This is a genomic window from Butyrivibrio sp. FCS006, assembly GCF_000424525.1.
Classification (GTDB): domain Bacteria; phylum Bacillota; class Clostridia; order Lachnospirales; family Lachnospiraceae; genus Butyrivibrio.
Window position 1 is genome coordinate 695,450 of record NZ_KE384203.1, and the last position, 14,769, is coordinate 710,218.

At 45.4% G+C, this 14,769-nt stretch carries 14 protein-coding genes and 1 pseudogene; 5 read left to right on the forward strand and 10 right to left on the reverse strand.

Translation table 11 applies throughout. From position 1 onward, the window contains the following. Positions 1 to 10 precede the first annotated feature (10 nt). The 8 genes and pseudogenes from G633_RS0110300 to G633_RS0110340 all read right to left on the reverse strand — a co-directional run bounded on the left by G633_RS0110300 (position 11) and on the right by G633_RS0110340 (position 7,886). Positions 11 to 1,114: a TRAP transporter substrate-binding protein gene (locus tag G633_RS0110300; protein WP_035771056.1), complete on the reverse strand. Its 1,104-nt coding sequence runs from the start codon at positions 1,112 to 1,114 to the stop codon at positions 11 to 13. A 144-nt stretch (positions 1,115 to 1,258) separates the two neighbouring features. Beyond that, complete coding sequence (locus tag G633_RS0110305; protein ID WP_026519860.1) at positions 1,259 to 1,990, reverse strand: PrsW family intramembrane metalloprotease; 732 nt, start codon at positions 1,988 to 1,990, stop codon at positions 1,259 to 1,261. Between the two features lie 36 nt (positions 1,991 to 2,026). After that, positions 2,027 to 2,419, reverse strand: coding sequence for a pyridoxamine 5'-phosphate oxidase family protein (locus G633_RS0110310; protein WP_022770239.1), 393 nt, complete (start codon positions 2,417 to 2,419; stop codon positions 2,027 to 2,029). A gap of 25 nt (positions 2,420 to 2,444) precedes the next feature. After that, positions 2,445 to 2,924 (reverse strand): methylglyoxal synthase, encoded by a 480-nt coding sequence (locus G633_RS0110315; protein WP_026519861.1) that lies wholly within the window; start codon positions 2,922 to 2,924, stop codon positions 2,445 to 2,447. A gap of 17 nt (positions 2,925 to 2,941) precedes the next feature. Next, complete coding sequence (locus G633_RS18085) at positions 2,942 to 4,795, reverse strand: ABC transporter ATP-binding protein (protein ID WP_330363347.1); 1,854 nt, start codon at positions 4,793 to 4,795, stop codon at positions 2,942 to 2,944. 109 nt (positions 4,796 to 4,904) lie between these two features. Then, positions 4,905 to 5,549: an MBL fold metallo-hydrolase gene (locus G633_RS0110325; RefSeq protein WP_026519862.1), complete on the reverse strand. Its 645-nt coding sequence runs from the start codon at positions 5,547 to 5,549 to the stop codon at positions 4,905 to 4,907. A gap of 42 nt (positions 5,550 to 5,591) precedes the next feature. Next, a pseudogene (locus G633_RS0110335) lies at positions 5,592 to 7,035 on the reverse strand (MFS transporter). 23 nt (positions 7,036 to 7,058) lie between these two features. Next, on the reverse strand, positions 7,059 to 7,886 hold the full coding sequence (locus G633_RS0110340) for an alpha/beta hydrolase (protein ID WP_026519865.1): 828 nt from the start codon (positions 7,884 to 7,886) through the stop codon (positions 7,059 to 7,061). Positions 7,887 to 7,998: 112 nt separating this feature from the next. Between G633_RS0110340 and G633_RS0110345 the strand changes: the two genes are divergently transcribed. After that, positions 7,999 to 8,286 (forward strand): hypothetical protein, encoded by a 288-nt coding sequence (locus G633_RS0110345; protein ID WP_022770231.1) that lies wholly within the window; start codon positions 7,999 to 8,001, stop codon positions 8,284 to 8,286. Between the two features lie 560 nt (positions 8,287 to 8,846). Here G633_RS0110345 and G633_RS0110350 read toward each other — a convergent pair. After that, positions 8,847 to 9,698 (reverse strand): permease prefix domain 1-containing protein, encoded by an 852-nt coding sequence (locus tag G633_RS0110350; protein WP_026519866.1) that lies wholly within the window; start codon positions 9,696 to 9,698, stop codon positions 8,847 to 8,849. Positions 9,699 to 9,720: 22 nt separating this feature from the next. After that, entirely contained in the window at positions 9,721 to 10,050 is a 330-nt protein-coding gene (locus G633_RS0110355) for a PadR family transcriptional regulator (protein ID WP_026512618.1), read from the reverse strand. A 205-nt stretch (positions 10,051 to 10,255) separates the two neighbouring features. On the opposite strand from G633_RS0110355, the gene G633_RS0110360 reads away from it, so the two are divergent. The 4 genes from G633_RS0110360 to G633_RS0110375 all read left to right on the forward strand — a co-directional run bounded on the left by G633_RS0110360 (position 10,256) and on the right by G633_RS0110375 (position 14,722). Beyond that, a complete protein-coding gene (locus tag G633_RS0110360) occupies positions 10,256 to 11,878 on the forward strand; it encodes a transglutaminase domain-containing protein (RefSeq protein WP_026519867.1) in 1,623 nt (540 codons plus the stop codon). Positions 11,879 to 12,535: 657 nt separating this feature from the next. Beyond that, positions 12,536 to 13,303, forward strand: a complete 768-nt coding sequence (locus G633_RS0110365) for a basic amino acid ABC transporter substrate-binding protein (protein ID WP_026519868.1) — start codon at positions 12,536 to 12,538, stop codon at positions 13,301 to 13,303. Positions 13,304 to 13,311: 8 nt separating this feature from the next. After that, positions 13,312 to 13,998, forward strand: a complete 687-nt coding sequence (locus tag G633_RS0110370; protein ID WP_022770225.1) for an amino acid ABC transporter permease — start codon at positions 13,312 to 13,314, stop codon at positions 13,996 to 13,998. Continuing rightward, complete coding sequence (locus G633_RS0110375) at positions 13,985 to 14,722, forward strand: amino acid ABC transporter ATP-binding protein (protein ID WP_026519869.1); 738 nt, start codon at positions 13,985 to 13,987, stop codon at positions 14,720 to 14,722. Before G633_RS0110370 ends, G633_RS0110375 begins: the two co-directional genes overlap by 14 nt. Positions 14,723 to 14,769 lie beyond the last annotated feature (47 nt).

Consider the following 14,769-nt stretch of genomic DNA (forward strand, 5'->3'; position numbering starts at 1 on the left):
TTCCTCTAAATTATTTGCCAAGGTCAACTATCTTCTGGTAGTAGTCCTCAAGACCCTTGATGTTCTCTTCGATTACAGGCTTAACTGCTTCCTGCCAAGGTGTGATGTCGTCAACTTCAACGATTGTAACACCCTCAGCCTTGAGCTCTTCGAGAACTTCCTTCTCCTTCTCTTCTGAGATTGAGCGGTTATACTCTGATGCTGCCTTACCTGCATCAACGAGAACCTGCTGCTGCTCAGCTGAGAGCTTGTTCCATGCTTCGTCTGTGATAACAACCTGGATAGCACCGAGTGTATGTCCGTCGAGGATCATGTAAGGTGCAACCTCAGGGAATGCGTTTGACTTGTAGTTAGCGATAGGCTGCTCAGCACCGTCAACAACGCCGGTCTGAAGAGCTGAATAAAGCTCACCGAATGCAACAACTGTAGGAGATGCTCCAAGACTTTCAACGAGACCGTTCATAACAGGGTCGTTAGAAACACGGATCTTCTTGCCCTTGAAGGAGTTGATATCTGAGATCTCATAAGATGTGAAGAAATGACGGAAACCTTCCTCACCATAGAAAAGACCTCTTACGCCTGAACCGTTCTCTGAAGACTCCTGAAGGAATTCCTGTGCAAGATCTGATGTAGCGAACTTCCAGAAGTGATCACGACTTGTGAAGATGTATGGAAGTGAAAGAAGCATTGACTTCTGTCCGCCGTAGCTTGTAAGAGCGAAAGCTGAGATACGGGACATATCGATTGTTCCGCCGCCGCCGAGCATTGAATCAAGTACGTCGTTCTCTGATCCAAGAACACCACTTGCCTGAAGATCGATGAGAATTGATCCATTTGATCTTGCCTCAACCTCTTCCTTGAACTTCTGGTCTGTCATACCAACGATTGTGTCAAGAGGGTTAACCTCTGCCATAACCAGTGTGATTGCATCAGCTGCAGGCTCTGCTGCAGGTGCTTCTGCTGCCGGTGCCTCTGCTGCAGGTGCTTCTGCTGCAGGTGCTTCTGTAGCAGCGGGTGCTTCTGCCTGTGCAGGTGCTTCAGGAGCCTGAACACCACAGCCAACAAGTGAAAGAACCATAGCTGCTGTTACGATTACTGAAAGACTTCTTCTCATTTCTTAAAACCTCCCTTTTCCTAAAAAAATAATGACATTATCTTGTCTTGATAATGTCATTATATTTTGGAAGTTTTCAGAAAAAAATCGGACATTCTTAGCATTGACTAGCACATTTTTAACAATTTGTTTATACTTGCTTAATTAATAGTTTATAGGTCTGTCCTTTTTTGCCTGCTTGCCAATGAGGATATAACTGATGATAAACATGATGATAATGAACACCAGGAAGGACCAGTCGCCACTGTCTGCCTCAATGGTTGCGATGTAGTCATATGCTCCGTGTAAAAGAGCCGGTACCAGTATTGCCATGCATTTAAAGAACGATGCACCTGACTTATTTCCTCTGTAATCGCATCTCTTGGCTATTCCGTAGAATACTCCCATGAATACACCAAAGCTCGCATGTCCCGGGATTGCTGTGACAGCTCTAATCAGCGCTGTACCAAGGCCATAGCTCACTACATAAGTGATGTTTTCAAAGAGTGCAAAGCTAAGGGATGTTATGACCGCATATACAACTCCGTCATACTGGCAGTTAAACTCAGGATTCCTCCAGGTCTTTCTGTACATGAAAAGATATTTGGAAGTCTCCTCGGAAAATGCCACAATAACAAAGAACATGATGATGTTATAAAGTGGCGATTCCACCGGTACAAAGATCCCCAATATAAACGACAGCACGGTCTCTTCAACAAGAGCCAGCAGCACTGAGAAAAGGCCTGCCCATATAAGCTTTTTGATAAGATATGGGCTCTCCTTCTCAAGTCTGTCAGAGCGGTAAACCTTGATCATAAGAAATACCGCAGGTATGGCAGCTGCTGCCACAAGCAGTCCGCCGTGCATAACAATGGGGTTCATCAAAAAGAACAGCATGTATATTCAAATCTCCTAACGTTAGTTTTAGTCCTATCAGAATGTAACAGTCTCTGGTGCTTTTGTAAAGGAGCTGAAGGTTGCTGTGGCATTCTTGAAGTAGAAAACTTCTGTGTTTCCGTCATCTGCCTTATACATTCCCTGAAGTGATGGATAAGCATCCAGCATGGACTGTCTTGCTTCGATCCTGTCATCCTCAACAAGCTCACCTGCTACTCTGAGCCACTCACCGTTCATAAATGCACAGATCTCAACCTTGGGATTAGCATGAATCTGCTTGGATACGTCTTTTACCTTGCCAGTCTGGATGTAGAGCTTGCCTTCAAAAACATGAGCTGTTCCGAAAGGTCTTACTCTTGGCTGATCTCCGTCAACCGTTGCAAGATAATATGTGTTTGCTGCTTTCAAAAAATCTACTACTCTCTGCATAATCTCTCTCCCTTTGAAATATAATTTACATCTGCGCTGGCAGTGTCTCTGCTCTGTTTGCTATATTCTGCTTGAAATTGATAACTTCGTGGTCGTACTCCTCATCCATAAATTTGGAGTTAATGAGGAAATCTGCTGTTGCCTTGTTGTTGGCAAAAGGAATGTCATAAACCTGTGCAATTCTCATAAGAGCCTTTACATCAGGATCGTGAGGTGCAGCTGTTAACGGGTCTGAGAAGAATATTACAAAATCAATCTTGCCTTCAACGATCTTGGCACCAATCTGCTGATCTCCGCCAAGAGGGCCTGAGTTGTAGCCTCTTACGGGAAGGTCTGTTGCATCTGTTATCATGCGGGCTGTAGTACCTGTTCCGCAGAGGAAATGTCTTTTTAATATTTCTGCATTGTCCTTGCACCATTTAATAAGCTCAGCTTTCTTACCGTCGTGAGCGATAAGGGCAATGTTCTTCTGTTTTCCGATTGTAAGTGTAACTGTTTCGTTCATATAAATCTCCTTTGTGGCTAGAAGCCAATTGTGTCTTCTTCTATATTACCCCAATAGTCAGTTTTCTGCACGTCTCCCTCGCCCTCCATATCAAGGACAAGTCGGAACTGGGTTTCATAGAGTTCTTTGTATATGCCGCCTAGCGCAAGAAGTGATTCATGAGATCCCTGCTCGGCGATAACGCCGTCTTTAACTACCAGTATGGCGTCGGCTTTTAAGATGGTCGAGAGTCTGTGGGCAATCACGATGCTGGTCCTGCCCTGCATAAGGAGCTCAAGGGCATCTTGGATCGCGTTCTCTGATATTGAATCAAGAGCACTTGTAGCTTCGTCCAGGATCAGGATCTTGGGGTCTTTCAGGATTACTCTTGCGATTGAAAGTCTCTGCTTCTCACCGCCTGAGAGCTTAAGTCCTCTGTTACCCACCATTGTGTTGTAGCCTTCAGGCTGGGATGCGATAAAGTCGTGGATGTTGGCGTTTTTGCAAGCCTGTATCAGTTCTTCATCCGTGGCATCTTCCTTGGCATAGAGGAGGTTCTCTTTTATGGTTCCGTTGAAAAGATAAGTCTCCTGAGTTACCACTCCGATGTTTGATCTAAGATATGAAAGGTCGAAGTCGCGTACGTCGACGCCGCCTATCTTAACTGAGCCTCCAAGCACATCGTAGAGCCTTGGGATAAGGTTTACAACAGTGGATTTGCCTGAACCGGATGGACCTACGATGGCATACATCTTGCCTCCCGGTACCGTAAAGTTAACGTCTTTTAAGATTGGAACCTCAGGATCATAGGCAAACTTCACGTGGCTATACTCGATATCCTTGCAACGGACATCAGGTCTTTTACCATTTTCAGGTGAAACTATATCGCTCTTCATGTCGAAGTACGCAAAGATCCTGGTAAAGAGCGCAAGGCTTCTTGTGAAGTCGACCTGAAGGTTTAAAAGCTCCTGAACCGGGCGATAGAGCCTGTTTATCAGGGCAACCATGGCTGTGATCATACCGACGGTAAGGCTCTCATCCAGCTTTGAAATGATAAGGTAACCTCCTGCAAAGTACATAAGAAGAGGTCCTACCTGAGTGAACATTCCCATGACAACCCTGAACCAGCTGCCACTCCTCTGCTCCTTTAAGTTCAGCGCCGTGAGCTCCTCGTTGGTCTTTTTGAATTTCTCAAACTCGCGCTCCTCTCTTGTAAAGAGCTTGACCAGCATTGAACCGCTGACGCTTAAGGTTTCATTTATCAGCTGATTCATCTCATCGTTCTTGGCCTGGGAATCCGTGCGGATCTTCCACTGGTTCTTGCCGACTCTCTTGGTTGGAAGGATCAAGAGCGGTATGATGATGACGCCCACAATTGCCAGTTTCCAGCTCATGGCAAAGAGCGCAACCAGTGTGGTTATAAGTGTCGCTGCGTTTGATACAACACTTGAGAGCGTTCCCGAAATCACGCTGCTGACTCCGCTGATATCAGTATTCATGCGGGTTATGATGTCACCCTGTTTCTCTGTGGTAAAGAAAGAATGTGGCATGTACTGCAGATGGTGATACATCTCGTTCTTCATGTCATAGATGATGCGCTGCGCGATCCAGGCATTTATGTAGCGCTCCAAAACTCCCACGATCTGCGAAGCAGCAAGAGTTGCAAAGGCCATGAGAAGAAGGCGGACAAGGAGCGCCATATCCTTGTTGATAAGGGCTTCATCCACGATCTTACCTGTGATAATAGATGGCAAAAGACCTACCACAGCACTTATAAGTATTGCCACAAAGACAAATACAAACTGAAGCCAGTAAGGCTTCATATACGAAAGAATCCTGACAAGGAGTTTCGAATCCACCTGAGGCAGATTATTTTTTTCTTCGTCTGTCAAAAAACCTCTTGGTCCCAATCCCCCATGAAATCCCGGTCCCGGCATATGCTCTCCTCCCAAACTTATCTTCTAAAAAGGAGTCTCCTTAGCGGAAACTCCTCATAATTCTTTAGTCAAAATACTGGATCTTGGTGACTACCTCCACAGGCTCTTTTACCAGCTCTGCAAAATGCTCGGCATCCGATGGCTTGCCAACCACGCTTCCGTAGTGTATCGGGATTGCAACCGAAGGCTTAATGATGTTGATAAGATCTGCTGCCTTCTTGGCATCCATGGTGTAGGTTCCGCCGATGGGCACCATTGCGATGTCGCACTTAACTTCCTTTGATTCCTTGGTAAGTCCGGTGTCGCCTGCGATGTAAATGCGCTTGCCACCCATGCAAAGGATATATCCAACCCATTCTGCTCTCTTTGGGTGGAAGGGCTTTATGTTGTTATAGGCAGGAACAGCCTCAACTTCCAGACCCTCTATTTCTTTCTTGTCACCGGGCTTTACTGTCACGATCTCTTTTACCAAAATCTCAACTTCCCTCGCGTCATCGACCATGCTCTCGGGAACCACCAGTATTGTGGATTTCGTGGCAACCTTCTTAATATCCTCCACGGAAAAGTGGTCGTAGTGTCCGTGGGTAACGAAGATATAATCTGCGTCCTTATAGTCTTCCCTGATCTTGTAAGGATCTACGTAAATGGTTCTTGAATCATCTTTTATCCTGATGCTGCTGTGTGTGAAAACTTCTATTCTGTCTGTCATGTTCTTTTCTCCATTTAAAGCAGTTACCGGTTTCTGACTTTATTATAATTGCCTTTTGGCTATCTCCGCAACGATTCTGTCGTACTCTTTCTCATCAATTTTGTATCTGGCTCTCAGTATCAGATATGCCAGAGTCATCATGATCAGCGGAACGAAGACCATTCCTATTCTCAGGGTCAGAGTCTGGGAGGGCTGGACTGTGGCGATGAAGCTGTCGGCCTGAGAGAGCGCCGTCTGTCTGTCAATGGTGCCTGCTCCGACTTCCATCTCCAGCGCGCTGATGTTCTGGCTCACTGCGTAGATTCCGCTGACTATCAGTATCAGAGAAGCTGCTGCCTGGTTCAGGGCGTTAGATAGTTTTACGGCAAAAGACCTGATGGCTGAGATTATACTGTCATGTCTCTCTCCGTACTTGTACTCGTCGTACTCTATTGTGTTGTTGACCATGACGATGACCGCCAGGTTATAAAGGGCCTGGGCAAAGAAGATCACAAAGCCAAGTATGTTGAGAAGTATGATGTTTGCAGGGATTATGTAGCCATAACCAAGGAAGAATAAGATACCCTATCACAAGGCAGATCAGCGTACAGGTTATGATCCTGTTTCTGGAAAATCTGGCTGAGAGGATTGGGTATGCAAACTGTGCCAGCATGGTTCCAAGGCCGTACATCACAGTAAATATCGTTACAAGGTTTCCGCTCTCTGAGTATCCGAACTGGAAGTAAAAGAAGTTCAGCGCAAGGAGGAACAAGAGCTGCTGCCCCACGCAGAACAGGATGTAAGCTATGCCCACAGTGATGAGCTGGTCGTTCCTTGCAAGGATTCCGGCCATGCTCTTTAAGCCGACTTTGTTGTTATTGTCGTCACGTCTTTTGGTCTCGGTTACTCCAAGAAATGTCAGGGTCTGGAACGCAACAAAGCCAAGTGCAACTATGAGGGCCACAACTCTGAAGGCCATGACTGCGTTACCTGCGATGACTATCGGAACAAGTCCTGCCACCAGGAACTGACCGACACAGATAAAGATTCCCATAAGAGTTACCAGGGAGTCTCTTTCCTTCGGGTCGCTGGAGAGGCTTGGAAGCATGCCCCAGTAAGCGATGTCGTTGATAGTGTAGGTCATTCCCCAGCACAGATAAATGAAACTGAAGAAAAAGACAAAAGCCCAGCCTGTCGGTCTTATGGTGAACATCGCGATGATGACGATGGCGTTCAGTATTGCCCCGACAATGATGAAGGGTCTGAACTTACCGCATTTAAAATGGCAGTTCTCGATTATGGTACTCATGAGAAGGTCATTTACCGCATCCCAGACCATGCAGACAACCATGGCTGCAGAGATCACCGAGAACTGAGCTACCGTGAGCTTCATGGTGTACTGAACATAGGTAAGCACAAACATACTGACCAGAACATAGGCTGCATCTCGCCCCGTTGCACCTACGCAGTAACACCATTTGGTTTTCTTATCAATGCTGTTCCCCATACTTATTCCCCCAAAAGTCTGTTTTATAGCAAATCGTTTTCGATCTTTACATGACCGCTGCTAAGGCCGCTTGCGCCTTCATCAAGCGGCAGCCAGTCGATGACTTTCTTTATCTGGCTGTCCCAGAAATCCCAGTCGTGGCCGCGTTTTTCTTCATCCCAGGTCACATCTGCTCCGTTTTCCTTAAGGAATTCCCTAAATCTTACGTTGGCATCGTAGAGGCCGTCTTCTGTTCCGCAGGAGAGATAGAACTTCGGAACAGGTCTTTTGTCTTTTAACAGATCTTCGAAGGCAACTCTTGGATTTACGTCAGTCTTAAGGGCTTCGTCAAGGTCGTCGAAAAGAGATTCCACCATGAACCTCTCGGTGTCGCCTTCTTCCATGTGATGAACTGCGGATGAGAGCCCGATAACATGGCTGAAAGTATCGCTATATACAATGCCGTTTCTGAGCGCACCGTACCCTCCCATGGAAAGGCCTGCGATGTAGGTATCTTCTCTTTTGTCAGATAACGGGAACATCCTTCTGGTTATCTCCACAAGCTCTTTTCCTATAAAGGTGCTGTAATCATTCTTGCTGATGCGGCTGTTGATATAAAAGGCGTTATCTCCGGATGGCATTACAACTGCCAGGTTCTTCTCCTCCGCCCATCTCTGGATCCTGGTTCCGCTCACCCAGTCGGTGTAGTTTCCAAGAAGGCCATGAAGAAGATAGAGAGTCTTGAACTTATATCCGTCTTTTGACGCGTAGGAAAAAGTTTCGAAATCCAGCTTGTCCACCGGAAGAATCACGTTAACCGGAACGGTCCTGAACAAAGATTTTGAAAGATAGTTCACTTGAATGAGTGCCATGTTGTCCCCCTGATACTATGAAGTTTAGTTTCCTTTTTTCACAAATAAAATTATAGCAAATGTGATAGAATAATAGTGTAAAAACATTCACTTTTTGGGGAGGCAAAGGGTCATGGTAAAGAACGAAAAAGAACTTCTGGAAGCAATCAAGCACGAACACCACATTTCAAAGGAAATCACCGACACTCTCATCGAGCTGGATCAGTTACCAAGCACCGGAACCCAGGTTTTTCTTAACGACCTGATCGTTGAGTTATATAAGAGAGTTGTGGATGTTAACGACGATATCGTCGTAGAGATCTTCGCAGACAAAGTCATCACCCCCGCAGAATTCACCACCTGGGTTGAGGACAACTTCACAGAATATTCCGCAAATCTTTTCAAGAAAACAATCGAGTAATATAAAAGGAGTCAAAGGGGACGGTTCTCTTTGACTCCTTTTTATTTTGAGCCCCGGGGACGGAGTCAAGGGCTCATTTTTGTTTTGAGCCCCGGGGACGGAGGTAAGGGCTCATTTTTTTGAGGCTGGGGGGAGTGCATCACAATAGGCTAATATTCTGTGCGATGGTTGGAAACGTAATTTCGACCACCCCACAACTTTCCTCTATGCAAAAAATAGTTGGAAATTGCAAAAAAGATTTTCGCGTCGCAAACAAGTATTTGCAAAAAACTACATCACAACGTTCCGTGGAGCCGATGGTTGTGATGTAGCCACTATGTTAGACATCAAATTTTACAGAAACCCGGCTTTGAAATTTCCTACCAAAAATTCATATAAAAATTTTTGTGATGCTTTTTAAAAACAGACTCCAACCAACAAGCCCATAAAGGATGTCTTGTGATGCACTTTTGACCTGTCACCTTGCAAGCAAACAAAAAAGGAGTCAAAGAGAACCGTCCCTTTTGACTCCTTTTGAATTGTCTGAAAATGAGCCCCTGACTCCGTCCCCAGGGCTCATTTTATGCCTCAGGGTTTTTATTCAGTGAAAGGAGCTTTTCATAAGCTGAAACTTTTCTTGAAGAATTCAGTATGAAGAAAACTCCGATGCCGACCAGAACAAAGATCAGTGATGGTCCGACAGCACTTGAGAGAATCTTGATCCTCATTGCACCAAGGACGCTCACCGGGATCACGCTGCAGATGCAGCACATAACGCCCAGCGCGAACATGAAGTGCTGACTTGAATTGTTTTCTTCAAGCTCTTTTTTCACAAATTCTTCTGTCTCGATCTCGAGGCCACAGTTGCCCTGATCAAGGAACTCCCAGCCCTTTCTCTTGGTGCCTGATAACAGGATCAGCCCAACGCCGATGGCAACTGACAGGAACAAAAATCCCACGCCAAAGCTTGATAAGAAATTAGTGAAGGCATTGCTTCCAAAGATGTCCTCAAAGACGCTGAAAAGCACAGGTCCGGCCGGTGAGAGGATGCAGAAGAATACGCCAAGCCCGAAAATAAAGGTGCTAAGTGAGTTGTCCATGACATAATCATTGGCCTCGTCTATTGTCAGCATGCGCTTGCCTTCGCTCTCATAGGTTACATTCTCGATGGTTGCAACTGTCTGCACCGGCTCTGAAACTACCGGAACGATGGTATCTCTTTTGCCAAGATCCAGAGATTCCTTGAGCTCATCGATATTTCCAAACTCGGTGATGATAGTTCCGACGATGGCATTCTCGGCCATGCCCTGCGCTTTGAGCTCGTTGTACTTATCTTCCATCATGGAAAAGAGCTCGCTCTTAGCCCTGCGTGTTTCCTCTGTGTCAGGCAAATTTGCAAACATTGTTTCAAGATAATTCTTAATTGTTTCCATATCACTTCTCTCCCCTAAAATCTTAATCTGAAATAAATCTCTCAATTACATCCTTGGTCAGCCGCCACTCTTCACATTTTTCCTTGTAGTAGACTCTTCCTGCCTCGGTTATCTGATAGTAGGTCCTGCGCTTTCCGTTATCCGCTTCCTGACTGAAAGAGGTGATGTAACCGTTCTTTTCAAGTCTTGTAAACGCGGAGTAGAGCGTTGTCTCTTTTATCAGATATTTGTTCTCCGACAGGGCCTTGATGTTCCTGGATATCTCGTATCCGTAGGATGGCTCCTCCATCAGGAAAAATAGGATAATGGTGTCATTGTAGCCTCGGATCACATCACTGCTGATTTCCTGCATATTCTGATACCTTATTCCTGTTGTTTGTTTATACTACGACCATCGTTACTACGACTGTCATAGTAAATATACACCGACTGTCGTAGTATGTCAAGCAAAGCCAATAGATAATAATAATGTAATGGTGTCTTTATTGTTTTTTAACACTTTAATGATAAAATACAATTGAAAAAATGTACTGTTTTTGGGATGCACGGAGGCACAGATGAAAATAGTAGATAAACTTTTGCATTTAATTCTAGGGGTGATCGTGCTAATTGTGGCGCTCATCCTTCTTTGTGCTGCAAATCCTGATGTTAGGCAGGTTGCAGCAGGCATAGCTCAGAGCATAGGACCTATCTATGTTCCGCCGGCAGAGGAAGAAGCGGAAGTACAACAGGCAAGTGCTGGTGAATCAGGCGAGGAAGCACCTCAGGAAACCACATACACTGTATCGATGGATCCAAGCAAATTCATATATGCTGATGAGCTGGTAAAGACTGTTGTTGAAGCAACAGATTTCGCGCCTCAGGAAGAGAGCTACAGTGATTATAGCGATAAGCGTGATCTGACGGACGTTATGAATGATGGATCACTTCAGGACTATAATCCCGGTAATGACGAGTATTTACAGCTGGTAGAGCAAGGTGATGAAGGTCTGCTGACGCTTGATGAATATCTGAATCAGGCTGTTAAAAAGAGTGATGCCAAGCTGGCAGAACCTGAGGTTACAGAGATCACAGACCCTCAGGAAGCGCAGAACATTGCGGACACAGTACCCTTGGGCGAAACCGGTGAAGATGCCGAGTTCGACAAGCTCTTTTACCCTTACTATCATATGCTCGGCGAGAAAGAGCAGAAATTATATAAGCAGATATACGCCAACGCAAATGCGCTGACGCCTGAGTTCAGGCCGGTTGAGGACTGCACGCCGAAGGAATGGATTGCTGCCTGGGACTGCGTTTTCTATGATCATCCGGAGCTGTTCTGGATGGACAATACCAAGTACTATGAGTCTGATTACAGCGGAAAAGTGATAAAAGTCGGCCTTAAATTCTACGCAGAGATTCCGGATGTGGCGAAGGCTAAGCTGCGATTTAATGATGATGCAAACAAGATTCTGTCAGGAGCCCAGAGCCTTGAAACGGATTACGATAAAGAGAAATACATCCACGATGCTTTGGTCGACAAGATAACCTATATGTTCAACACGCTGGATCAGAGCGCCTTCAGCTCTATCCCCAACGACTACACGGTTTGCTGCGGATATGCCAAGGCGTTCCAGTATCTGATGCAACAGCTGGGTGTTCCTACATACTTTGTGATCGGATGGGGCGGAGAGCTCCATGCCTGGAACATCATAAAGCTCGACGATGAGTACTACAACGTGGACTGTACCTGGGATGACACAGATCCTAAGACGTACGATTTCTTTAACGTGACTGACAGGAAGAATCTGATGCATTCAAGAATGTATCAGTCAAGGTATCTCCCTGCATGCAACGGTACCAAGTACAGTGGTCTTGAGAACACTGCACCTAATTTAAAAAAGCTTGGAGCTGCGACAGACAAGATTTATACCGATAAGGTTGAATATGCTAATGACCTGATTGATCTGCTGACAAAAGCGATTGCTTCCAAAAAGCAGAGTGCGGATATTAAGCTTGTGATAAGCAGAGAACTGTTCATAGAGTGGTACAGAGCATTCTTCGGAACGCAGTATCAGGACGGCGCGAATAATATGCTCTCTTATACCGGAGAAGACAATAGTAGTCTTGTCATGATGTTTGAACGTCTCGATAGCGGAGACTATTTGATCACACACCATGTTGATCTGATTGCTGAGTAAACCAAAAATGAACCCTGGGGACGGAGTCAGGGGCTCATTGTCAGACAATTCAAAAGGAGTCAAGGGAGATGGTTCTCTTTGACTCCTTTTTTGTTTGCTTGCAAGGTGACAGGTCAAAAGTGCATCACAAGACATCCTTTATGGGCTTGTTGGTTGGAGTCTGTTTTTAAAAAGCATCACAAAAATTTTTATATGAACTTTTGGTAGGAAAATTCAAAGCCGGGTTTCTGTAAAATTTGATGTCTAACATACTGGCTACATCACAACCATCGGCTCCACGGAACGTTGTGATGTAGTTTTTTGCAAATACTTGTTTGCGACGCGAAAATCTTTTTTGCAATTTCCAACTATTTTTTGCATAGAGGAAAGTTGTGGGGTGGTCGAAATTACGTTTCCAACCATCGCACAGAATATTAGCCTATTGTGATGCACTCCCCCCAGCCTCAAAAAAATGAGCCCTTGACTCCGTCCCTGGTGCTCAAAACAAAAATGAACCCTTGACTCCGTCCCCGGGGCTCAAAACAAAAATGAGCTCTTTTTTCAGGCAACTGAACGAAAATTAAATTTAGTACTTGATATATTTTAATATCGCTGTTATATTATACATAAATTGTGAATATTTATGCAGGAAATGTATAAAAACAGGAGGATATTATTATGAAAAAGAAAATTATAGCAGTAGCACTTACTGCAGTCGTAGCTCTTGGCTCACTTGTTGGTTGCGGAAGCGCATCAAACGGTTCTAGCGGAAGCACCGGCGAGACACTTGTAGTTGGTACAAACGCTGCATTCCCACCCTTTGAGTATGTTGGCGATGACGGAAAGCCTGACGGATTTGACGTAGCTCTTATCAAGGCAATCGGTGAGAAGGCAGGATTTGAAGTTCAGATCCAGGATATGGAGTTTGACTCACTTGTATCTTCTATCGGAAACAAAATCGACGTTGCTATCGCAGGTATGACTGTAACAGAAGAGAGAAAGAAGACAGTTGATTTCTCTGATTCTTACTACGAAGCTGTTCAGGACGTAATCGTTGCAAAGGGTTCAAACATCGCAACAGCTGATGACTTAAAGGGTCTTAAGATCGGTGTTCAGCTCGGAACAACAGGCGAGTTCATCGCAGACGAGATTGAAGGCGCTGAAGTAGCCGCTTATAATAAAGCAGTAGATGCTGTTAACGACCTCAACAACGGCCGTGTTGACTGCGTTATCGTAGACAAGAACCCCGCTGAGGTATTCGGCGCTCAGTTCCCTGATCAGGTTGACGTCCTTCCCGGAACAAACTTTGACTTCGAGCCAGAGAACTACGCTATCGCACTTCCTAAGGGAAACACAGAGCTTGCTGAGAAGATCAACGCAGCACTTAAGGCACTCAAGGAAGACGGAACATACGACAGCCTCGTTAAAAAATACATTGAGGAGTAATTCTTTAAATGACTTTATCTGAACGTTTTATTGCGGCTTTCATAACCGGTGATCGCTGGAAACAGTATCTGGCAGGTCTTGGCATAACTCTCGAAGTTGCCATATTTGCCGGAATCCTGGGTATCATAATCGGAACCGTTGTGGCCCTTATGAAACTCTCCACCACCGAAGACGGAAGGCCTACCATCCTTAATTACATAGCCACAGTTTACGTGGACATCATCAGAGGAACTCCCAGCGTACTGCAGCTCCTTATCATGTGGTTCATCATCATGGCTTCCTCCAACAACGGAATCCTGGTTGCATCACTTTCCTTTGGAATCAACTCCGGAGCATACGTATCTGAGATTGTCCGCGGCGGAATCCTTGCGGTTGACAAGGGGCAGATGGAAGCCGGCAGAAGTCTTGGTCTTTCCAAGGCAGCTACCATGCGCTACATCATCCTTCCACAGGCCATCAAGAATGTAATCCCGCCTCTGGGCAACGAGTTTATAACTCTGATAAAAGAGACTGCGATCGTAGGTTACGTTTCTCTCGCAGACCTTACACGTGTGGCAAACCAGGTAGCTTCAAGGACCTATGATGCTTTTATGCCTCTCATCGGTGCAGCGGTTGTTTACTTTGTGATAATCAAACTGCTGACCATACTCCTTGGCAAACTTGAAAGGAGGATGCGTAAGAGTGATAAGCGTTAATAATCTCTATAAAGAATTTAAAAATACCGACGGATCCATAACCAAGGTCTTAAACGGTATTACATATGAAGTCGGAAAGGGTGAAAAGATTGTTATCGTCGGTCCTTCAGGATCAGGAAAGAGCACGTTCCTAAGGTGCCTCAACCTTCTTGAAAGACCTACATCCGGCGAGATTTACTTTGACGCTCAGGAAATCACCGATCCCAAGATCAACATCAACAAGATCAGACAGCGCATGGGAATGGTGTTCCAGAACTTCAACCTCTTCAACAATCTCACCGTTATGGATAACATTATCCTCGCTCCCGTCAAGCTCAAGGTAATGAGCGAAAAAGAGGCAAGGGAAAAGGCAACAGAGCTCCTTAAGAGAGTCAATCTTCTCGATAAGGCAGACGTTTATCCCGTTTCCTTATCAGGCGGCCAGAAACAGAGAATCGCGATCGTGCGCTCTTTGTGCATGAATCCCGAGATGATGCTCTTTGATGAGCCGACATCAGCTCTCGATCCCGAGATGGTAGGCGAGGTTCTGGACGTTATGAAGCAGCTCGCCGATGACGGAATGACCATGGTGGTTGTAACTCACGAGATGGGATTTGCAAGAGAGGTTGCCACCAAGGTGCTCTTTATGGATGAAGGAAATATCTTAGAGGAGAACACCCCCAAGGAATTCTTCGAAAATCCTCAGAGCCAGAGGCTTAAGGACTTCTTATCGAAAGTATTATGATTTTAGGCACGACAAAGCCGCCGGAGACACAAATCTCCGACGGCTGT

What these genes read in the sequence shown, in the direction of transcription:
- G633_RS0110345 (WP_022770231.1), top strand. Translation starts at nt 7,999, where the DNA reads ATGGTAAAGAACGAAAAAGAACTTCTGGAAGCAATCAAGCACGAACAC.
- G633_RS0110350 (WP_026519866.1), bottom strand. Translation starts at nt 9,698, where the DNA reads ATGGAAACAATTAAGAATTATCTTGAAACAATGTTTGCAAATTTGCCT.
- G633_RS0110300 (WP_035771056.1), bottom strand. Translation starts at nt 1,114, where the DNA reads ATGAGAAGAAGTCTTTCAGTAATCGTAACAGCAGCTATGGTTCTTTCA.
- G633_RS0110325 (WP_026519862.1), bottom strand. Translation starts at nt 5,549, where the DNA reads ATGACAGACAGAATAGAAGTTTTCACACACAGCAGCATCAGGATAAAA.
- G633_RS0110365 (WP_026519868.1), top strand. Translation starts at nt 12,536, where the DNA reads ATGAAAAAGAAAATTATAGCAGTAGCACTTACTGCAGTCGTAGCTCTT.
- G633_RS0110340 (WP_026519865.1), bottom strand. Translation starts at nt 7,886, where the DNA reads ATGGCACTCATTCAAGTGAACTATCTTTCAAAATCTTTGTTCAGGACC.
- G633_RS0110370 (WP_022770225.1), top strand. Translation starts at nt 13,312, where the DNA reads ATGACTTTATCTGAACGTTTTATTGCGGCTTTCATAACCGGTGATCGC.
- G633_RS0110360 (WP_026519867.1), top strand. Translation starts at nt 10,256, where the DNA reads ATGAAAATAGTAGATAAACTTTTGCATTTAATTCTAGGGGTGATCGTG.
- G633_RS0110310 (WP_022770239.1), bottom strand. Translation starts at nt 2,419, where the DNA reads ATGCAGAGAGTAGTAGATTTTTTGAAAGCAGCAAACACATATTATCTT.
- G633_RS0110305 (WP_026519860.1), bottom strand. Translation starts at nt 1,990, where the DNA reads ATGCTGTTCTTTTTGATGAACCCCATTGTTATGCACGGCGGACTGCTT.
- G633_RS0110355 (WP_026512618.1), bottom strand. Translation starts at nt 10,050, where the DNA reads ATGCAGGAAATCAGCAGTGATGTGATCCGAGGCTACAATGACACCATT.
- G633_RS0110315 (WP_026519861.1), bottom strand. Translation starts at nt 2,924, where the DNA reads ATGAACGAAACAGTTACACTTACAATCGGAAAACAGAAGAACATTGCC.